The following is an 18,897-nucleotide window of genomic DNA, read 5'->3' on the forward strand; positions in this document are numbered from 1 at the left end:
GCGGCCGCTACCCGTTCCCGCCGGGCGCGCGCAGCACGAAGCCCACGCCCCGGACGGTGTGGATCAGCCGGGGGCGGCCGCCGGCCTCGGTCTTGCGCCGCAGGTAGCTGACGAAGGTGTCCACGGCGTCGCTGCGGACCTCGAAGTCGTAGCCCCAGACCCGTTCCAGCAGCAGTTCGCGGGAGAGCACCAGCCCGGCGTTCCTGGCCAGCTGGGTGAGCAGCTCGAACTCCCGCCGGGTGAGCCGCAGTTCCTCGCCGTCGAGGAGGGCCTGCCGGGTCCCGGGGTCGATCAGCAGCGGCCCGGCCGCGACCCGGTCGGCGGGCTGCGGCGGGCGGCGGCGCAGCAGGGCGCGCAGCCGCAGCACCAGCTCCTCCAGGGCGAAGGGCTTCACCAGGTAGTCGTCCGCCCCGGCCTGCAGGCCGGCCACCCGGTCGGCGGGCTCGTCCAGGGCCGAGAGCATCAGCACCGGGACGTCGTCGCCGCGGGCGCGCAGCGTGCGGCACACCTCGGCACCGCTGATGCCGGGCATCGACACGTCGAGCACCAGGACGTCCGGTGCGGCCGGCTGCATCGCGGCGAGCGCGCTCTCGCCGTCCTCGGCCAGCGCGACGGTGAACCCGCTCAGCCGCAGGCCGCGCTCCAGGGTGCGCCGGATCGCCGCGTCGTCGTCCACCACCAGGACCCGGCCGCCGCTCCCGGCCCCGCCGCCGGCGCCGACCGCCGCGCCGCTCCCGCTCCCGTCCATCGCCCTCTCCTCGCCTTCGGGCCGCCGACTCTCTCACACGACCCGTGGGCCGCGGCAGCGGGGGAGGGGCGCCGCCGCGCGCACCTGGACGGCCCGTGGAGCCCTTCCCGTCCGTCCGGGAGGCGATCGGAGCCGGGTTCCGGGGAAATTCCGGCGGCCGGCCCGGGGCGAGGGAGAAACGGCCCCCGGATTCATTGTTGGAAATGCCGTGACACGCCCCCCGGGAATTCTCGTCCGGCGCGCGGCCTCGCCCGGCGTGCACGCCTTCCGGCCCCGCCACCGAAGCGGCTGTTCTCCTGAACTATCTTCCCGGCACAGTGTCTTGGCGGCCCCGAGGGGAGAAATCATGACCACCGTGATGGAAGCGTCCCGATTCCTCCTCTTCGGCGGAATGGCCGGTGCCGGAAGCTACGGCGTCACGAAGACCCCGCCCGAAGGCGGCAGCCACACCATCATGCTCGCGATATCCGTCATCACCTGCCTCGTGGGAGTCATCGGCCTGATCGCCACCCTCTCCGGAAACTGATTCCGGCCCGCCTCCACCGGGCAGGGGAGCGGTGCGGGGGAGCGGGCACGCGGAGGGGGCGGGGCATGGGGCGGACGATGGCGCGGGCGGCGGCGGCCGTACTGGCGACGGCGTTCCTGGCGGCGGCGGTGTCACTGGCCTGGTGGGCGGCCGCGGACCGGATCGCGGCGGCCATGGGCCTGGGGCCCGCGGACGGCGTGGTGCTGGTGGAACGCTGCTACGACGCGTACGACAGCGAGGGGGACAACGACGGCACCGACTGCGCCGGCCGCTTCACGCCCGCCGGAGCCCCACCGGCGCAGGCCCGCCCGATCCTGGTGAGGGGCGCCACCGACAAGCACCCGGCCGGTGCCCGGCTCACGGTGCGCCTGGTGGGCGGCGTGGCCTACGAGCCCTCGTCCTCGCCCGCGGTGAAGGCGGGCATCGTGGCGGCCGTGATCCTCGCGCTGGGCGCGGCCCCCGCGGGCTGGCTGCTGGTCGGCGCCCGGCGCGGCAGGGCCCCGGACGGCGGAGCGCTGGTGGTCAGCCTCTTCGTCGGGCTCGGCGCCGTGGCGGTCCTGGGCATCGCCGTCGGGCTGGTCGCGGGGCTCGTCGAACTGGTGCTCTGAGGGGCCGCCCCCAGGGCCCGCCACCGAGAAGGAAATCACCCTATTCACTGCTTCGGGTGATTTCTGCACTTCGATGTATTTCGCGCCGATTATGATCCACTCCCTGTGACGCAACGTCAGAACACCCCAGCACCCCGGAATACCGCCGACGTCGTCATCCTCGGCGCCGGGCCCGCCGGACTCCTCCTCGCCAACCTCCTCCACCGCAACGGCGTCGACTGCGCCGTCCTGGAACGCGCCACCCGCGCCCACGTCCAGGCCCGCGCCCGCGCCGGCTTCCTCGCCGCCACCACCGTGCGCACCCTGGAACGCCACGGCCTCGCCGACGGCCTGCACCGGCGCGGCCACCGGCACGGCACCTGCGAGTTCCGCACCGAAGACGGCCGCTTCCGCCTCGACTACGCCACCCTCGGCCGCGGCGACCAGCACACCGTCTACCCGCAACAGGACCTCGTCACCGACCTGCTCACCCACTACCTCGACGCCGGCGGCCGCATCCACTTCGAGACCGAGGCCCTCGCCGTCCCCGACCCGCACAGCACCCGCCCCACCGTCACCGTGCGCGACGCCGACGGCCGCCCCGACCACTGGCAGGCCCGCTACGTCGCCGGCTGCGACGGCCGCCACGGCGCCGCCCGCCGCTCCCTGCCCCCCGGCACCGTCCGCCACCACCGCGACCACGGCGTCTCCTGGCTCGGCCTGCTCGCCCAGGCCCCGCCCAGCCTCGACGCCGTCGGCTACGCCCTGCACCCCCACGGCTTCGCCGGCCACATGGCCCGCACCCCCCACGTCACCCGCTACTACCTGCAGTACGAGCGCGGCACCCCCGCCGACGCCTGGACCGAGGACCGCATCTGGCACGAACTCGACACCCGGATGCGCACCGACGACCACGGCCCCCTGCACCACGGCCCGATCGCCCACCGCACCGTCGTCGACCTGGAATCCGACGTCGTCCAGCCACTGCGCCACGGCTCGCTCCTGCTGGCCGGCGACGCCGCCAGCCTGATCAGCCCCTCCGCCGCCAAGGGCGCCAACCTCGCCGTCCTGGAAGCCGAACTCCTCGCCCACGCCCTCACCGACACCCTCGCCCACGGCGACCGCGGCGCCCTCGACCGCTACTCGGCCCAGGCCCTGACCCACATCTGGCGCGCCCAGGACTTCTCCCTCTGGATGATCCGGCTGCTGCACGCCGAACCCGGCCAACCGCACGGCGAATCGTTCTTCCACGAATCCCTGCGCCGCTCCCGCCTCGCATCGCTGCGCACCTCCCGCACCCACCAGGACTGGTTCGCCGAGAACTACGTCGGCGTCTGAACCGCCCGCCCGTCCCCCCCCAAGACCGCCGCACCCCCGCACCCGCACCCCTGCACCCCGCACCTGCACCGAGGACACCCCGCCATGACGACGACACCCCCCGACGACGAGACCCGCCTGCGCCAGGCCGCCGCCTTCGTCAGGGAACAGGACACCGCCACCCTGCTCCCGCTCCTGCTCCCCGGCCTCGACGGCCCCGAACTGTGGGCCCTGGCCGCCCACTGCCGCCTCGCCCACGCCGCCCTGCTCGTCTTCCCGCCCGACCGGCCCACCCTGCACGCCCAACTCGCCGCCTGCGGCATGGCCTTCGACACACCCCCGATCCCCAGCGTCGTCGTCCGCGACCGCCTCGCCCGACGCCACCACCACGACCCCGCCGCACTCGACGTCAGGATCCTGCGCCCCGCCGTGCTCGGCCCCGGCCGGGAACCCCGCGAGGTCGAGGTCTTCGCCCTGACCGTCCCGCCCGGCTCCCCGCTGACCCGCATCGCCGCCCACGAACGCGCCCACCAGCACGAGGCCCACCTCGCCCTCGAGGTCGAACACCCCGACCCGCTGGTCCTGCGCGGCCTGTGCGCACTCCTCGCCCGGCACGACGCCACCCCCGACGGCGGCGGCTACAACCCCCACGAGGACGCCACCGTCCTCTACTTCACCACCCCCACCGACGCCAAGGCCGCCTACCGCCGCCTCGAACTCCACGTCCGCGGCGAACACCCCGACATCCTCGCCACCCACCTCGCCCGCCACCACGCCCACCAGCCCGCCGAAACCCTCCTGCACCTGCTCACCGGCGCCTGGACCACCCAGGCCCTCGCCGTCTGCGCCCGCCTCGGCCTCGCCGACGCCCTGAACCCCCGCACCGCCACCACCACCGCCACCCTCGCCCGGCACACCGGCACCCACCCCGACACCCTCGACGCCCTCCTGCACTACCTCGCCATGCTCGACGTCGTCACCCCCGACGGCGACGGCTTCCGCCTCACCGGCCTCGGCGCCCTGCTGCGCACCGACACCCCGGACTCGATGCGGGCACTGGCCCTGATGTACGGCGGCCCCTTCTACCAGTCCTTCGCCGCACTGGAACACACCGTGCGCACCGGCGATGCCGCCTTCGACCACCTCTTCGGCGAGAACCACTTCGACCACTTCGCCCGGGACCCGGAACTCGCCGACCTCTTCGACCGGTCCATGGCCGCGAGCTCCCGCATGTTCGAACCCGTCCCCGCCCACCCGGCCGTCACCGCCGTCGGCCGCTCACCCGCCCCCAGGACCGTCGTCGACATCGCCGGCGGCAACGGCGAACTCCTCGGACGCATCCTGACCGCCCACCCCCACCTGCACGGCGTCCTCCTCGAACGCCCCCACGTCGTCGAGGCCGCCCGCCACGCCCTCGACGCGGCCGGCTGCGGCGACCGCTGCACCTACCGCTGCGGCGACTTCGCCGACGTCCCCGCGGGCGCCGACCTCTACCTGCTCTCCCGCGTCCTGCACGACTGGGACGACGCGCGCTGCCGCGAGATCCTGCGCCACTGCGCCCGCGCCATGCCCGCCCACGCCGACCTGCTCATCGTCGAACGCGTCCTGCCCGCCGACGCCTCCACCTCCCTGGCCACCGCCTGGGACCTCCACATGCGGTGCAACACCGGCGGCCGCGAACGCCGCGCCGACCACTACGCCCGCCTGCTCGCCGACGCCGGCCTCGAACTCCTCGACCGCACCCCCCTGCCCCTCGGCGCCACCCTCCTGCACGCCCGCAGGGCCACCCTCCCCAGCCCCACCCGCCCACCCCACCCCACCCCGGCCACCACCACCGTCGGGCCCTCCTGACGTCCAGCCGGGTCAGGCGGGGTCGAAGGGGGTGTCGCTCCAGCGGAACCAGGCGCGGGTGTCCCGGACGTGCAGGAGGAACTCCGGGACGGGGCCCGACGGGGACACCAGGGAGAGGGAGGCGGCGATGCGGTCGTAGCAGTCGTCGAAGCGCTCGAACTGCTCGGCCTCCAGCAGGTCGAGGCACTCGTCGAACCACGGCCGCACCCGCGCGAACGCCTCCGTCGGGACGAAACGACCGTGCAGCCACGGGAAGTCGGCGTCGTCGACCACGATCCCGCCGAGCGGCTCCCCGCCCTGCACCAACCGCCAGACCCCGCCCACGTACCCCATAGCGCCCCCGTCCCCGCAGCCCCGTGGACCGCACCCTCCCACGCGCCACCGACAACCGACGGGCCCCGGCGGACGGAAAAGGCGGTGCCGGGGCCACCCGGTCAGCTGCAGAATCAGCCCATGGTGGACATGCAGGCGTTGCGGGACGCGGTGGCGGGCTGGGCGGCGGGCGGCCCCGGTGAACCCGCGCGGGAACTGGCCGGGCTGCTGGGAGTGCGGACCGCCGTGCTGCTGGAGGGGCCCAGCGACCTCGCGGCCGTCGACGCGCTGGCCGCGCTCACCGGCCGGGACCTGCCCGCCGAGGGGGTGTGCGTCCAGCCGATGGGCGGGGCGATGAGCGTGGGCCGCTACGCCGCCCTGCTCGGCCCGTCGGGACTGGGGCTGCGCCTGGTCGGCCTCTGCGACGAGGGCGAACAGCGCTTCTACGACCGCGCCCTCGACCGGGCCGGCGCCGCGCCCCACCGGGCGGTCTTCGTCTGCGCGGCGGACCTGGAGGACGAACTCATCCGCGCCCTGGGTGTGGCCGGGGTCGAGGAGGTCCTGCGCGCGGAGGGCGACCTCCCGGCCTGGCAGACCTTCGTGCGCCAGCCCGCGCAGCGCGACCGCCCCCCGCAGGACCGGCTGCGCCGCTTCCTCGGCACGAAGAAGGGCCGCAAGATCCGCTACGGCGGCCTCCTCGCCGGCGCCCTCGCCCCCGACCGGGTGCCCGCCCCGCTCGCCGCGCTGCTCGCGAGCCTGTGAGCCGCACCGGGCCGGCCGGCACCGGCTGGCCGGAAACGACTCCCCGGAAACGGCTGTCCGGAAACGGCGGGGCCGTCCGCCGTTTCCGGATAGCGCCCGCCCGGCCGCCCGCGGTCCACTGGGGCGATCTCGCGGTGGCCACCCCACGGGCCATCGCGAGCAGCCTGCGCCGGGAACGGGGAACGGGAACGGGCGACCGGGGGAGCGGTCCCCGGCCCCGCCGGGAAAACCGCAGGTGAGTGTCGGTGGGCCGTTGTATGGTGCGGACCCTGACGATCTTTCATCCTGCACGCTTACGGGGGTCCCCTTGAACCGCAACTCCACCGCGCGCCGCGGCGCGTTCCTGCTCGCCACGACCGGGCTCGTCACCGCCGGCCTGCTGGGCGGCACCGCCCAGGCGATACCCAACTCCGGCTCGCTCTGGGTCGGTTACGGCAAGGCGAACGCGTACGCCAGCGTCAAGTGCGTCCAGCAGACGTCCAACTCCCTGCACTACCAGACCGGGTACAAGGAGATCGCGGTGGACGGCCGGTTCGGCCCGGACACCTACGGCGCGATCGTGGCCATCCAGAAGTGGGCCTCGCTGGAGCAGGACGGCGTCGTCGGCCCGCGGACCGGCGACGTCATGGTCGAGTCCACCAAGGACTCCTTCGGCTGCTACCGCTCCCTGCCGACCCTGCGCTAGCCAGCGGCCCCTGACCGGTAGCCGGTAGCCGGTAGCCGGCCGGACGCACGCGCGGCCGCCCCGGGCCCGGAGTGCCACTCCGGGCCCGGGGCGGCCGTCGGCCGCGGGCGGCGCCTACGCGCTGTAGACGCCGACCTCGTGCAGCGAGTACCCCCACTGGGTGCCGCGCTGCACCCCGTGGACGCGGACGTAGCGGGCCGGCACACCGGCGAAGCGGGCGGTCTCCAGGCCGCCGCCCCCGGTGGCGGTGGACCACGCCGTGCGCCAGGTGCTGCCGTCGGTGGAGACCTCGATCCGGTAGGCCCGCCCGTAGGCGCGTTCCCAGTCCAGCGTGACCCGCCCGACCAGGGTGGTGGCACCGAGGTCGACCTGGACCCACTGGTCGTCGCTCCACTCGCTGGCCCAGCGGGTGCCGGTGTCGCCGTCCACGGCCCGGCCGGGCGCGTAGCTGACGAACGGGTTCCACCACTCGGTGGTGCTGGCCGTCGCCGGGTGGCCGGCGGCCAGGTTCACGGAGGACCGGTGCTGCTCCGAGGCCCCCCAGGTGGTGAGGTAGGACTCGGCGCCGCGGAACAGGTCGTCCAGCACGTCCTGGCCGCCGACCTGCCGGATGTCCTCCAGCCAGTCCGGGACGAGGCCGTAGTGCGCGGCGCCGTCGGTGTTGATGTCCCAGGTGCGCGAGCCGGTGGTCTGGCGGTCGATGAGGGAGCCGCCGTCCTGGCTGCGGAACGGGTAGTGCACCGGGTTGGCGGTGTCCGCCCCGCGCGGCCCGGGCCAGCCGCCGACGCCGTTCATGTCGGTGCCGTAGCCGTAGCCCACGTGGTACTTGTCGCGCAGCGCGTCGGTGCGCTTGGCCTCCGCGCTGAACGCCTCGGCGCCGTTCATGTACTGGGCGACGAAGCCGCCGAGCTTGTAGACCCGCTCGATCCAGTCGAGGTCCATCCAGCTGTGCGAGGAGATCACGCCCGGGTAGGACTCGGACTCCAGGATGGAGAACGAGCGGTCGGCCGCCTTGACGCTCATGTGGTCGACCTCGAGCATCATCTTGCGTTTCATCAGCCCGCGCACCGCGTACTCGCCGAGCTCGGTGAGCCCGCGGCTGTTGCACTGCGCGTCGCCGGCGTAGGAGGGCACCGCGACCCCGGCGGGGAGCTGCTGCTGCACCGCGGGCGTGGGGGCGAGCCCGATCGGGTTGTCGTGCTGCGGCCCGGCGCACTTCTCGGTCTTCCAGAAGGTGCCGGTGGAGAGGAACTGGCCGACGTTGATGGCCGTCCCGAGCGCGCCCTCGTCGAAGCGCACCCCGCACAGCGCGTTGTCGAACTTGTGGCAGAGGAACATGCTGCGCACGCCCAGCCCGTACAGCTCGTCCAGGCCGCGGTCGATGTCGGCCTTGCTGCACTGGGCGACGTCGAGGATCTGCTTGCAGCCGAAGGGCTCGGAGGTCTCCACGCCGAGGACGACGGCGAGTTTGCCCTGCTTGACGACCTCGCGGGCCTGTGCGCTGTCGGTGACGATGCGGAACCAGCCCTTGCCGGGCCCGCCGTACATCGAGTCGACGTAGGCCTGCAGGTCGTACGTCTTCTGCGCCTGGAGGCGGATGGAGGTCATCTCGTCGCAGCTGCGGTCCTTGAAGAAGTAGACCGAGCAGATGACCCCGTTGGTGACGAGGTCGTTGACCAGGACGCGCTGGCCGCCGCGCCAGGCCCGTTCGATCCACGCGTAGTAGTTCTGCTGGTGGGTGAGCGAGTCGTGGGCCGGCCAGTCCTTGAAGGTGGGCCAGCCGACCGGGTCGTGCTTGCCGTCGCCGCCCTTGGTGATGAGGTCGAAGATGGCGAGCGAGCCGTCGGGGTAGTGCTCGGGGCAGTCCTGCAGGGCGTCCGCGATGCCCGCTTCGGAGAAGGACTTGCCGCAGATGAGGCGGCCGCCGAACGCCTCGTTGGCCATGATGTGGTCGTGGGCGTCGACGAAGCCGCGCACCCGGCCCTGGTCGTCGGTGCCGCGGAAGGGCTCACCGGTGACGTTGATCCGGGAGTCGGGCGAGGGCCGCGCGGTCGGGTTCCACCAGCCGTCCGTGCCGGGTGCGGCGGGCGCCGGTGCGGCGAGCACCATGGCGGCCAGGGTCAGGAGGGCGGCCAGGAGCGCGGCTAATCCGCGTCTGCCGTGAGGAAGTCGGTGCAAGGGGTCACCACCCGTGTCCGAGGTGAGGGGGTGGCGCGGACGGGCACCGGGCACCGTCCGGGACGTGCGGACCGGCCCGTCCGGGCCGGATGTCATGAACCGCGCACTCGGTTGTGACGAGAATCGCCACTGTTGGACTGGTAGTCAATAGCCGTGCCCGGACTGGGCTCCCGGGTGCTCCGGGACTCGGCCCGGACTCGACTCCCGGACGTCCCGGCGGCCGCCGCGGCCTCCGAGCCCCGTGAGGCCTGTGGCTACCGCGGCCCGCCGGGCCCGGCCAGGTGTCGCAGCAGCGAGGTCACCGTGCGCTCGTCCAGGCCGGCGGCCCGCCCGGCGGGGCCGAAGAACGCCGCGTCGACCTCCTCGACGGCGACGACGGCGGTGCGGGCCAGTTCCGTGCCGCGCGCCGTGATCCGCAGCCGGCGGGCCCGGGTGTCCCGCGGGTCGGTCTCCCGGTCCAGCAGCCCCTTCGCCTCCAGCTTGCGGACCAGCTGGGAGGTCATCTTCACGTCGGTGCCGGCCTGGCTGGCCAGTTCCTGCTGGTTGGGCACCTCACCGCGCCCGTTGAGCCACCAGGCGCAGGCCAGCAGCACGAACTGGGCGTGGGTCAGGTCGAACGGCGCCAGCGCGGCCGCGATCTCGCGCTGCCAGCGCAGCGTGGCGTGCCAGAGCCAGAAGCCCGGGCTGTCGGGCCCGCCGTCCGCGGCGGGTGCGGCCTCGCTCACCGGGCGCCGCCGCCCGTGGCGCCGCCCGTGCCGGCGCCGGCACCGGCGGCGAGGTCGACGGCCCGGGCGAGCAGGGCGGCCATCGCCTGCGGGAAGTCCTCGGTGATGGCGGGCCCCAGCTCCGGGCCCACCCGGTCGGCCTGCGGGCCGGAGATCTCCAGCCGGTGCACCACCCGGGTGCCGCCGTCGCCCCGGGGGCTCAGGGTGTGGCTGAACCGCAGGACGACGCCCTCGAACTCGGTCTCGTCGGCGTAGCGGACGCCGTCCTGGATGTCGGTGATCACCGAGACGATCGGCTCCTGGCCGGTGGGCGTCATCGACACCTTGCCGCCGACCTCGAACGCCCCCAGCAGGGAGACCGCCTCCATCGAGGTGTCCCAGCGGGCCCAGTCGTCGATGTCCTTCAGGACCGCCCAGACCGCCTCCGGCGCCGCGGTCGTCTCACCGGTGTACTCGTGGTTCCACATGGTGGTGCCCCTCTCCCCGTTCCCGATTTGCTCTACGCGCAGACTATCTCCGCGACGACTTTCTTTCAAGGGGTCGATCCAAGGGGTCGAGGAGCCCGGCCGAAAGCCCCCGCCCCCGGCGCCCGTCCACCGTGGACGGACGCCGGGAGCAGGGGCTCATCGACCTGGACCGGGGGCCGGAGCGGGTGCCGTCAGCGCACGGACTGCGCCACGCGCTGGGACGGGACGCCCGCCCGCGCGCCCGCCGCCGGGGCGGCCCCGGCGGCGGGCGCGGCCGGTGCGGCGCCCAGGGCGGTGCCGCGGGTCTCCTCGGCCCACAGCACGCACACCAGCAGGCCCAGGGCCGTCGTCCCGGCCGCGATCAGCATGGTCGGGCCGGTGCCGAGCCCGGTCAGGGACAGCGGCAGCAGGTAGGTGCCGACGGCCGCGCCGATCCGGCTCACCGAGGTGGCGACGCCGACGGCGGTGGCCCGGATCTCGGTGGGGAACAGCTCGTTGGGGTAGGTCCAGTCGAGCACGTTCGGCCCGCCGCACAGGAAGGCGTAGGCGCACAGCGCGGTCAGCGCGACCGCGGCGGGGGCGGTGGGCCACACGCCCAGCAGGGCGAGCGGGACGGTCATCAGGGCGAACGACCAGATGATCACCGGCCGCCGGCCCCGGGTGTCGATCAGGCGCAGCGCCGGGTAGCAGCCGAGCAGGAAGACCAGGCTGATCAGGCCGGTGCCCAGGGTGTCCATCACCGTGCCGCCCGGCATGCCGAAGGACGAGAGGATCTGCGGGCCGAAGGTGAGCATCGCGAAGAGCGGGCCGACCTGGCAGAGGAAGAACAGGCCGCAGAACAGGGTGCGGCGCCGGTAGGGCGGGGTCATCAGCAGGCGCAGCCCGCCGGGCCGGGCGACCTGCGCGGGGTCGGGCATCAGCTCCCGGCCGTCGACCCGCACCCCGAGGTGCCGCTCGACGACGCGCACGGCGTCACCGACCCGCCCGTTGGCGGCCAGCCAGCGCGGGGACTCCGGCGAGCCGCGGCGGATCACCAGGAAGACGACGCACAGCACGGTGGAGCTGGCCAGCATCCAGCGCCAGCTGCCCGGGCCGGCCAGGCGCAGGAAGGCGTAGCCCGTCACGTAGGCGAGGACGGAGCCCGCGTACCAGGCGACGATCTGCTGACCGAGCAGCCGCCCGCGGTGCTTGGCCGGCAGCCACTCGGCGAGCAGCGAGGTCGCGATGGGGTAGTCGGCGGCCACGGCCATGCCGAGCACGAAGCGCAGCAGGGCGATCGCCCACACCGTGTCCACCCAGAAGGAGAGCACCGAGCAGACGACCATGACGAGCAGGTCGGCGGTGTACATCACCTCCCGGCCGATGCGGTCGGTCAGCACGCCGAAGAGCGCGCCGCCGACGAACATGCCGACCAGGGCGGCGGCGCCGATCAGGCTGACCTCGGCGGTGGAGAGGCCGAGCTCGGGGCGCATCCCGATGAGGGCGACGCCGACGATGCTCAGGATGTAGCCGTCGAGCAGCGGTCCACCGGAGCAGGCCAGGGCCAGTCTGCGGTGGAAGGCGGTATACGGGGCGTTGTCGATGGTGCTGGACATGGGTCTTCGGGTCCTCCGGAGCGCACGGTGTGCTCCCGCACGGCGTGCGCCGGGTAGACGGCAGGGAACGGCACCGCCCGGCGGGTGGTGCCGTCGCCCGGTCACACCGGGCGACCGTCCACGGTTGCCCGGGCGGGGAGGGGGCGCCACCGGGCCGAAGGTCGGGCGGATTCGTGACCAAGGTCCCGAAGCGGACGGGCCCTGCGCCCGTGCCGCGACGGCCCCCGACCAGTCCTGCCGGGCCCGGGCCCGCATCGCCCCGCTGCGCGGCTCCGGCAGGTGATCCTTCTCACCCGTGACCCCTTTTCGGCCCTCCGTCCGCCCGTGTGTCAAAGGGTGTGCACACGGCGTGAAGGGGGCGAGCGGGCCGGGCGGTTCGTTTGACGGCCTTTCAGGATTCCGCTGCCGGGGGGCGCTCCGTGGCGGTACGTTGGCGGCAGGCAATGGGTCGTTAAGTACGGAAAGGCCACGACTGCATTGCCTGAAAAGACGTATACGCACCTTCTGGTCATTGAGCCCGAGGTGAGGGACTGGCTCCACGGGCTGCGACGCACGGATCGTGCCTCGCTCGACCAGGTGGCCGCCGCGATCACGGCCCTGCGCCGGGTGGGTCCGGCCCTCGGCAGGCCCCTCGTGGACCGGATCCGGCACTCGGCGATCCCCAATCTCAAGGAGCTCCGCCCCGGCTCGTCGGGCGACAGCGAGATCAGGATCCTGTTCGCCCTGGACACCGGGCGCCGCATCGTCATCCTGGTGGCAGGCGACAAGCGAGGGCGATGGCAGTCTTGGTACCGCACGGCGATCCCGCTGGCGGAGGAGCGCTACCGTGCCCACCTCCGGCGAACAGAGGAACAGGCGGACCGATGACTCAGCCCGGGACCTACGGTGACGACGCCGAGTTCCTGGCCGAGTTCTGCCCGCACCCGGCCGACGCCGAGCGGGCCGTCCGCGAGGCGCAACGCCTCGTCGCGCAGAACCGCGGGCGCATCCTCGCGGACCTGCGGCGTCTCGTCGGTGCCGGCACCGCGGATCTCGCCCGCGGCATGGGCGCCGACCCGCGGACGGTGTCGGCGGTGGAGGCGGGAACCGACTCCCTCGCCGACCCGGTCCGCGCCTTCGTCGCCGCACTGGGCGGGCACCTCCTGGTGGAGGTCGTGCTCCGGCACGGCCGACGGGTCGGGTTCGACCTGTCGGCCGTCGATCTCCCGGCCCGCCCGGGGGAGGACTTCGCCACGTGGAGCGGCCGCTGCCGGTCCGCGGCCTCGGCCGTCGTCGCGCAGACCGCCCCCGCGATCCCGACGGCCGAGGCGGTGGCCGCAGCCCTGCGCGGCTCCCCGGCACCACGGCGGCCCGACGGGACCGGGGGGGACGTCCTGGACGCCGTGCTCATCGTCCTCGTCGACGGCTGGCGAGCCGAGATCGGCTGACCGGCGCTCCCCGGCCGTCGTGGCCGGGGAGGCCTGCCTCGGGGATCGAGCGGCGGCAGCCTTCCGGCCACCCTCAGTCGGAAGGCTCCGGTATCCGGTGCCAGGCCCTGCCGTGTTCCCGCAGCCGCCTCAGGAGGGGGTGATGTCCCACAGCTGGCGCGGGTTGTCGTCGCGGAAGCTCTTCACCACCGGGCTGCCGCTGGTGGTCGCCTCGATGACGTAGTTCTCGTCGAGCATCTGGCCGATGACGACCCGGTCGCCGACCCGGTCGAAGGCCCACTGCTGGGTCGGGACGTTCGGGTTGCACTTGACCACCGGGAGCGGCTCGCCCGGGTTGGCCGGCGCCTGGAGGCAGTTGCCGCGCCTGCCCACGCTCTCGATCAGGTAGCCCCGGGGGGACGGGCGCAGGAGCCAGTCCTGGAAGGCCCCGCCGTTGGCCTCCCAGGTGACGGCGACGGGCCCGAACGAGCTGGCGTCCAGCGCTCCGTTCGTCTCCTCGTTGAAGAAGCGCACGTTCTCGGCCACCACCACCGGCCGACCGGCCGAGGCGCCGGCGGCCGCGGCGGCGGGGGCGGTGGCCGGCACACCGGCGACGGCGATGGCCGTGGCCGCGACGGCGGCGGCCTGCTTGACACTGAACAAGAGGATTCTCCTTCTGCGCTGTTCCCTCGGATCCGTGACTCGACGTCCGGTCACGGATCCGACGCAAACACCCGCCCCGGGCCCCGGCAAGACGGGTGACCCCTATGGATCCGTACACCGACCGGATGGCCCGGAACCGCCGCAACCGTCGGCGTGTCCCCGGGGCCGCGGCGGGCGTCCCTACCGGGGCCGGCACGCCCCGACGCGAGGGGCGGACGGGGGGAAGGCCCGGGGGAGCGGCCCCGCGCCCGGACCGGCCCCGGGTGGTGCACGGACGAGCCCGTCGCCGCCGAGCGGGACCGGCCGGGCGCCGGGGCGCCGGTGGCCCCGGCGGGGGCGTTGTCACAGGGGGGTGCCAGCATGCTGCCCATGCTCGCCACCTGTCCTGACCAGCGCCGTAACGACCCGTCGGACCCGCCCGGCCTGCGGGGTGACTTCGAGGTGCACCTGACCGTGGGGCCGGGCGCCGCCGAGGCGCTGGCCGCGTGGGCCGCCGACCACGGCCTGAAGTTCACTCACATCCTGCTGGCCCGGGGAGCGGCGCCCTCCCAGCCGATGCTCACCCTGCGCGCCCGCGGCACGCTGGAGGAGACGGCCGCGGCGACCGCCCGCACCGCCGGGCGGCTGGCCCGGGCCGGGTTCGCCGTCCTGCGCACCAAGATCGAGGCCACGCCCTGGGCCGAGGGCGTCCCCGCCACGGACGGCGACGCCGCGGCGCACGGGCCGCACCGGTACTTCGAACATCATGTCAAGCTGCTCCTGCCGCCCGCGCCGCCCGCCGCCGCCCGCGCTGCCCTGGCCGCCCTCGCCGTGCGGCACGACGCCCACCTCTCGCACAACCCGCGCCGCATGCGCGAGGACGGCCACCGCGAGTGGTTCGTCACCCAGCGGTGCCGCCACGTCGGCCTGGCCACCGCCGGCCGGCGCCTGGACGCGCTGCTCGCGGACCTCGCCGCCGCCGGGCACCGGGTGCTGTCGGCGGAGCGCGAGTTCGTCGCCGTCGACAGCGACGAGGCCCTCGACGCGGGCTGGATCACCGAGCACGACCACCCGGCCCCCGCAGCCAACGAATCAGCGACCGCAACGGCAGAACGAGAAGGAGACCCGCGATGACCGAGGACCAGTCCGCACCGTCCACCCAGTGGGCGGGCCTGGAGTACGGGCCCTGGCAGGGCGTGCGACTGCCCCGCAGGCCCCCCACGGAGGAGGTCCGCGAGGACCTCGACCTGCCCCGCAGCGTCCACCCCATCGACGACGAGGCCGTCACCCAGCAGCCCGTCTTCGACCCCGCCCTCGCCGGGTACAGCCGCGCCCTGCGCCCGAGCGAACCCGCCTTCACCGACCCGGCGCTCGCCGAACGCTGGCTCGCCGCCCGCAAGGCCGCCCTGGACACCGTGCTGTCCGCCGTCGCCGCCTCCCCGTGGGCCGAGCACCTGGTGCTGCGCGGCAGCGTCCTGCTGCGCGCCTGGTACGGCGAGCAGGCCCGCGAGCCCGGGGACCTGGACTTCGTGGTCCGCCCGGTCGACTGGCAGCTGGAGGACCCCCGCACCGACCGCATGCTGCAGGACCTCGCCACCGCCGCCGACCACCTCTCCACCGGGGACGCCGGGGACGCCGGGGACGCCGGGGGCACCGCCGCCACCGGGGGCACCGGGGTGCGCCTGCACGCCGACCAGGCGCTCAGCGACGAGATCTGGACCTACAGCCGCATACCCGGCCGCCGGCTCGTCCTGCCCTGGACGGCGCCGGGCGTGCCGGGCGGCACCGTCCAGCTCGACTTCGTCTTCACCGAACACCTGCCCGTCGAACCGCAGACCTGCGAACTGCCCGGCGTCACCGGCCCGCTGCTCACCGCGACCCCGCAGCTCTCGCTGGCCTGGAAGATCCTCTGGCTGGTCTCCGACAACCACCCCCAGGGCAAGGACCTCTACGACGCCGTCCTGCTCTCCCGCACCACCGAGGTGCCCTACGAGCTGCTGTACGCGGTGTTCGCCCAGGCCGACGAGGGCTCCTGGTGGTCCCGGTCGCCGGTGCTGCCGCACCACATCGGCCAACTCGAGGTCGACTGGGACGAGTTCGCCAAGGACTACCCGCAGTTCGCCGAACCGGTCGAGGAGTACCCGGCGCAGCTGCTCGCCGGCCTCGGTGCCACCTTCGCCGGACGCACCGAGTACGCGCTGCGCGCCCGCTGGCTGGCGCCGCTGATCGGCGAACTGCGGCCGGTGCTGGCCGAGGAGGGCCTGGACGCCGTCCTGCGGCACACCTCCGAGCGGCACACGGGGACCGCCGACTCCCTGGTGATCGTCTGCGAACTGCTGGGCGGCGACCTCGAGTCCGCCCGAAGGGCCATCGCCGACCACCACGGCGGCGAGGCCGACTGGCGCGTGCGCGGGCTCGCGGACGCCGCCGAGCGCTACGCCGCCCAGCGCGCCACCGGCTGACCCCTGCCCGGAACCGTCCTTGACGGTCCGTCAGTCCGGGCGGGGCCGGCACGCCAGCCGTGCCGACCCCGCTCCCCGCAGGTCGCAGCCCCGCCCCGACACCGGGCCCGGTTCCGGGGCCGCCCCGGCCCGGTGCTTCAATCCAGGCAGGTGCATGCCGACCAGGGCGACCGAAACCGCCCGCGCCGCCACGCACCCGCACCCCTACACGCCCGCCCGGCCCCCGCCCGGCCGGACCGACGGGGACCCCGGGCGGACCAGCCCGGGCCGCACCAGGGGAGGGAGCCCGCGTGGCGTCCGTGGGAGAGAGACTGAGCAGGACCCGGGCCCGGGCCTTCATCGGCCGCGAGGAGGAACTCGGCCGCTTCACCCGCGCCCTGGCCGGGGACCCGCACGCACCCTTCGCGTTCTACGCCTTCGGCCCCGGCGGCATCGGCAAGTCCGCCCTGCTGCGCACCCTCGCCGACCGCGCCCGCACCGCGGGCCGCCCGCTCCTCGAACTCGACGGACGCTTCGTCAGCCGCGACCCGGCCGACTTCGAACACGCGGCCGCCGGCTTCCTCGACACCCCCGGCACCGTCCTCCTCGTCGACTCCTTCGAACACTGCCAGTGGCTGGAGACCTGGCTGTGGCAGCGCTTCCTGCCCCGCGCCGCCGACGACACCCTGGTCGTCCTGGCCGGCCGCCTCCCACCCCAGCCCCAGTGGACCGCCGACCCCGCCTGGGCCGGCCTGCTCGACGTCCGCGAACTGCAGCCCTTCTCCGACGACCAGGCCCGCAGCCTGCTCACCACCGCCCGGGTCCGGCCCGAACTGCGCGAACGCGTCCTCGGCTTCGCCGGCGGCAACCCGCTGGCGCTCTCCCTCGCCGCGGCCGCCGGCTCCACCGGCTGGAACCGCGAAGAGGTCTGGGCCCCCTCCGCCGACCTCCTGCGCACCCTGCTCACCGGCCTGATCGGCGAAGTCCCGACGGCCGCCCACCGCCGCGCCCTGGAAGTCGCCGCCCAGGCCCACGCCACCTCCGAGGAACTGCTCGCCGCCGTCCTGCCCGACGAGGACGCCCACCCCCTCTTCGGCTGGCTGCGCGACCTGCCCTTCATGGAATCCACCCCCCGCGGCCTGCACCCGCACGACGCCGCCCGCGAGACCCTCACCGCCGACCTGCGCTGGCGCGCCCCCAACGCCTTCGAGACGATCCGCCGACGCCTCGCCCAGGAGTACCTGCGCCTGCTGCGCGAAGCCCCCGAGGAACGCGTCTGGACCGTCACCGACGAGCTGTTCTACCTCTTCCGCGAGAGCCGGACCCTGGCCCGGCTGCGCACCTGGTCCCGCGAGGACGAGGTGCACGACTGCCCCCTGCGCCCCGAGGACACCGACGCCGTGCTGCGGATGGCCGAACAGACCGAGGGCCCCGCCTCCGCCGAACTGGTCCACTACTGGATGCGCCGCCAGCCGCAGGCCTTCAGCGTCTACCGCCGCGTCAGCACGGGCGAGACCGTGGCCTTCACCGCCCGCCTCGTCCTGCCGGCCCCCGCCGACCCCCTCGACCTGGCCACCGACCCCGTCGTCGCGGCCGCCTGGGCCCACACCGAGGCCACCGCACCCGTCCGCCCCGGCGAACACATCGGCGTCAGCCGCTTCACCGTCTACCCCGAGCAGTACCAGGTCCCCTCGCGCGTCATCGACCTCAGCAGCTCCCGCGCTCAGGCCGAGGCCGCCCGGGCCCGCGGCCGCGCCTACGGCTTCGCCGTCTGGCGCGACGCCGACACCTGGGCCGAACGCGTCAAGGGCACCCTGGAGGACACCGGGGCCCGGCCGCTCGTCGGCGAGCACACCTACGGCGTGTTCGGCGTCGACTGGCGCGAGGAGGGCGTCGAGGCCTGGCTCGGCCGCTTCCTCGCAGCCACCGACGCCCCCGCCCAGCCCGGCCCCTCCGCGCTCTCCCGCAGCGCCTTCGACCAGGCCGTGCGCGAGGCACTGGCCCACTGGCGCGACCCGGCCGCCTTCGCCGCCTGCGCCCTGACCCGCACCCGCCTGGCCGCCGACCTCGCCGACCCCGCCGAGGAACTGCGCGCCCTGCTGCGCCGGGCCGTCGACGACCTCGCCGCCGACCCGCGCGGCGTGCGCGCCCGCGAGGCCCTGACGGCGGGCCACTTCTCCGGCGCCCCGACCCAGGAGGCCGCCGCCCGCCGCCTCGGCCTCCCGTACGGCACCTACCGGCGCCACCTGCGCCAGGGGCTGGACCTGCTCTGCGAGGCCCTGTGGAGCCGGGAGCTGCACGGGACGCGGTGACGACGGGTCCGGCGGGTCGGACGGGTCCGACGGGTCCGACGGGTCCGGCGGGTCCGGCGCGGCCGCGGGGGAGCGGGGCCGGACCGGCCGACGTGCCCGGTGGACAGCAGCGGACAGCAGTGGACAGTCCCCGCCCCCGCCGGGCCTGGAGAGTGGACACCGCCCCGCACCAGGGTGTCCGTCATGAACCCCCACCGCACACCGCCGGGGCGCACCGCCGCCGCCACCGCCCCCGGCACACCCCCGGCCCCCCGGGCGCCGTCCATCCGCGGGGGGGCGTGGAAGGCTGCCCTCCTGGGGACGGACGCGCACCGGGTCACCGTCGACCTGCCCGGCCAGCAGC

Annotated in this window: 18 protein-coding genes; 11 read left to right on the forward strand and 7 right to left on the reverse strand. The window is 74.7% G+C overall.

Translation table 11 applies throughout. The features are described from left to right. Positions 1-7: 7 nt before the first annotated feature. A complete protein-coding gene (locus AB0N04_RS06225) occupies positions 8-748 on the reverse strand; it encodes a response regulator transcription factor (RefSeq protein ID WP_360210460.1) in 741 nt (246 codons plus the stop codon). Between the two features lie 346 nt (positions 749-1,094). On the opposite strand from AB0N04_RS06225, the gene AB0N04_RS06230 reads away from it, so the two are divergent. From AB0N04_RS06230 to AB0N04_RS06245, 4 genes are all read left to right on the forward strand, one after another. After that, complete coding sequence (locus AB0N04_RS06230) at positions 1,095-1,274, forward strand: hypothetical protein (RefSeq protein ID WP_360210458.1); 180 nt, start codon at positions 1,095-1,097, stop codon at positions 1,272-1,274. A gap of 65 nt (positions 1,275-1,339) precedes the next feature. Beyond that, positions 1,340-1,882: a hypothetical protein gene (locus tag AB0N04_RS06235; protein ID WP_360210456.1), complete on the forward strand. Its 543-nt coding sequence runs from the start codon at positions 1,340-1,342 to the stop codon at positions 1,880-1,882. Between the two features lie 105 nt (positions 1,883-1,987). Next, on the forward strand, positions 1,988-3,199 hold the full coding sequence (locus tag AB0N04_RS06240) for a 4-hydroxybenzoate 3-monooxygenase (protein WP_360210454.1): 1,212 nt from the start codon (positions 1,988-1,990) through the stop codon (positions 3,197-3,199). A gap of 84 nt (positions 3,200-3,283) precedes the next feature. Continuing rightward, positions 3,284-5,029 carry a methyltransferase gene (locus AB0N04_RS06245; RefSeq protein WP_360210452.1) on the forward strand — a complete coding sequence of 582 codons (1,746 nt, stop codon included), beginning with the start codon at positions 3,284-3,286 and terminating at the stop codon, positions 5,027-5,029. 12 nt (positions 5,030-5,041) lie between these two features. Here AB0N04_RS06245 and AB0N04_RS06250 read toward each other — a convergent pair whose 3' ends face one another. Continuing rightward, on the reverse strand, positions 5,042-5,362 hold the full coding sequence (locus AB0N04_RS06250; RefSeq protein WP_360210450.1) for a hypothetical protein: 321 nt from the start codon (positions 5,360-5,362) through the stop codon (positions 5,042-5,044). 120 nt (positions 5,363-5,482) lie between these two features. On the opposite strand from AB0N04_RS06250, the gene AB0N04_RS06255 reads away from it, so the two are divergent. Together AB0N04_RS06255 and AB0N04_RS06260 are read left to right on the forward strand one after the other, a co-directional pair. After that, the gene (locus AB0N04_RS06255) at positions 5,483-6,103 is read left to right on the forward strand and encodes a TOPRIM nucleotidyl transferase/hydrolase domain-containing protein (protein ID WP_360210448.1); all 621 of its coding nucleotides are present in this window, start codon (positions 5,483-5,485) and stop codon (positions 6,101-6,103) included. Between the two features lie 307 nt (positions 6,104-6,410). Then, positions 6,411-6,788 carry a peptidoglycan-binding domain-containing protein gene (locus AB0N04_RS06260; RefSeq protein ID WP_360210446.1) on the forward strand — a complete coding sequence of 126 codons (378 nt, stop codon included), beginning with the start codon at positions 6,411-6,413 and terminating at the stop codon, positions 6,786-6,788. A 114-nt stretch (positions 6,789-6,902) separates the two neighbouring features. Here the strand turns inward: AB0N04_RS06260 and AB0N04_RS06265 are convergent, their stop codons facing one another. From AB0N04_RS06265 to AB0N04_RS06280, 4 genes are all read right to left on the reverse strand, one after another. Next, positions 6,903-8,897, reverse strand: coding sequence for a discoidin domain-containing protein (locus tag AB0N04_RS06265; RefSeq protein WP_360210626.1), 1,995 nt, complete (start codon positions 8,895-8,897; stop codon positions 6,903-6,905). 323 nt (positions 8,898-9,220) lie between these two features. Beyond that, positions 9,221-9,691, reverse strand: a complete 471-nt coding sequence (locus tag AB0N04_RS06270; RefSeq protein ID WP_360210444.1) for a MarR family transcriptional regulator — start codon at positions 9,689-9,691, stop codon at positions 9,221-9,223. Further along, a complete protein-coding gene (locus AB0N04_RS06275) occupies positions 9,688-10,158 on the reverse strand; it encodes an SRPBCC family protein (RefSeq protein WP_360210442.1) in 471 nt (156 codons plus the stop codon). Before AB0N04_RS06275 ends, AB0N04_RS06270 begins: the two co-directional genes overlap by 4 nt. A 191-nt stretch (positions 10,159-10,349) precedes the next feature. Beyond that, positions 10,350-11,753, reverse strand: a complete 1,404-nt coding sequence (locus AB0N04_RS06280) for an MFS transporter (protein ID WP_360210440.1) — start codon at positions 11,751-11,753, stop codon at positions 10,350-10,352. Positions 11,754-12,275: 522 nt separating this feature from the next. Here AB0N04_RS06280 and AB0N04_RS06285 point away from each other — a divergent pair. Then, positions 12,276-12,620 carry a type II toxin-antitoxin system RelE/ParE family toxin gene (locus AB0N04_RS06285; RefSeq protein ID WP_360210438.1) on the forward strand — a complete coding sequence of 115 codons (345 nt, stop codon included), beginning with the start codon at positions 12,276-12,278 and terminating at the stop codon, positions 12,618-12,620. Further along, a complete protein-coding gene (locus AB0N04_RS06290) occupies positions 12,617-13,180 on the forward strand; it encodes a hypothetical protein (protein ID WP_360210436.1) in 564 nt (187 codons plus the stop codon). The genes AB0N04_RS06285 and AB0N04_RS06290 overlap by 4 nt, the downstream gene beginning before the upstream one ends. A gap of 129 nt (positions 13,181-13,309) precedes the next feature. Here the strand turns inward: AB0N04_RS06290 and AB0N04_RS06295 are convergent, their stop codons facing one another. After that, entirely contained in the window at positions 13,310-13,822 is a 513-nt protein-coding gene (locus AB0N04_RS06295; protein WP_360210434.1) for a ricin-type beta-trefoil lectin domain protein, read from the reverse strand. 369 nt (positions 13,823-14,191) lie between these two features. On the opposite strand from AB0N04_RS06295, the gene AB0N04_RS06300 reads away from it, so the two are divergent. From AB0N04_RS06300 to AB0N04_RS06310, 3 genes are all read left to right on the forward strand, one after another. After that, positions 14,192-14,935, forward strand: a complete 744-nt coding sequence (locus AB0N04_RS06300; protein WP_363363436.1) for a hypothetical protein — start codon at positions 14,192-14,194, stop codon at positions 14,933-14,935. Next, positions 14,932-16,263, forward strand: a complete 1,332-nt coding sequence (locus AB0N04_RS06305; RefSeq protein ID WP_360210430.1) for a nucleotidyl transferase AbiEii/AbiGii toxin family protein — start codon at positions 14,932-14,934, stop codon at positions 16,261-16,263. Before AB0N04_RS06300 ends, AB0N04_RS06305 begins: the two co-directional genes overlap by 4 nt. Positions 16,264-16,562: 299 nt before the next feature. After that, positions 16,563-18,554 (forward strand): ATP-binding protein, encoded by a 1,992-nt coding sequence (locus AB0N04_RS06310; protein ID WP_360210428.1) that lies wholly within the window; start codon positions 16,563-16,565, stop codon positions 18,552-18,554. Positions 18,555-18,897 lie beyond the last annotated feature (343 nt).

It is taken from the genome of Kitasatospora sp. NPDC051702 (assembly GCF_040681575.1).
Classification (GTDB): domain Bacteria; phylum Actinomycetota; class Actinomycetes; order Streptomycetales; family Streptomycetaceae; genus Kitasatospora.

Excerpts from the sequence above, each read along its gene's own strand:
- AB0N04_RS06265 (WP_360210626.1), bottom strand. The coding sequence starts at position 8,897 with ATGGTGCTCGCCGCACCGGCGCCCGCCGCACCCGGCACGGACGGCTGG.
- AB0N04_RS06275 (WP_360210442.1), bottom strand. The coding sequence starts at position 10,158 with ATGTGGAACCACGAGTACACCGGTGAGACGACCGCGGCGCCGGAGGCG.
- AB0N04_RS06290 (WP_360210436.1), top strand. The coding sequence starts at position 12,617 with ATGACTCAGCCCGGGACCTACGGTGACGACGCCGAGTTCCTGGCCGAG.
- AB0N04_RS06255 (WP_360210448.1), top strand. The coding sequence starts at position 5,483 with ATGGTGGACATGCAGGCGTTGCGGGACGCGGTGGCGGGCTGGGCGGCG.
- AB0N04_RS06300 (WP_363363436.1), top strand. The coding sequence starts at position 14,192 with ATGCTCGCCACCTGTCCTGACCAGCGCCGTAACGACCCGTCGGACCCG.
- AB0N04_RS06305 (WP_360210430.1), top strand. The coding sequence starts at position 14,932 with ATGACCGAGGACCAGTCCGCACCGTCCACCCAGTGGGCGGGCCTGGAG.
- AB0N04_RS06250 (WP_360210450.1), bottom strand. The coding sequence starts at position 5,362 with ATGGGGTACGTGGGCGGGGTCTGGCGGTTGGTGCAGGGCGGGGAGCCG.
- AB0N04_RS06230 (WP_360210458.1), top strand. The coding sequence starts at position 1,095 with ATGACCACCGTGATGGAAGCGTCCCGATTCCTCCTCTTCGGCGGAATG.
- AB0N04_RS06235 (WP_360210456.1), top strand. The coding sequence starts at position 1,340 with ATGGGGCGGACGATGGCGCGGGCGGCGGCGGCCGTACTGGCGACGGCG.
- AB0N04_RS06245 (WP_360210452.1), top strand. The coding sequence starts at position 3,284 with ATGACGACGACACCCCCCGACGACGAGACCCGCCTGCGCCAGGCCGCC.
- AB0N04_RS06225 (WP_360210460.1), bottom strand. The coding sequence starts at position 748 with ATGGACGGGAGCGGGAGCGGCGCGGCGGTCGGCGCCGGCGGCGGGGCC.
- AB0N04_RS06280 (WP_360210440.1), bottom strand. The coding sequence starts at position 11,753 with ATGTCCAGCACCATCGACAACGCCCCGTATACCGCCTTCCACCGCAGA.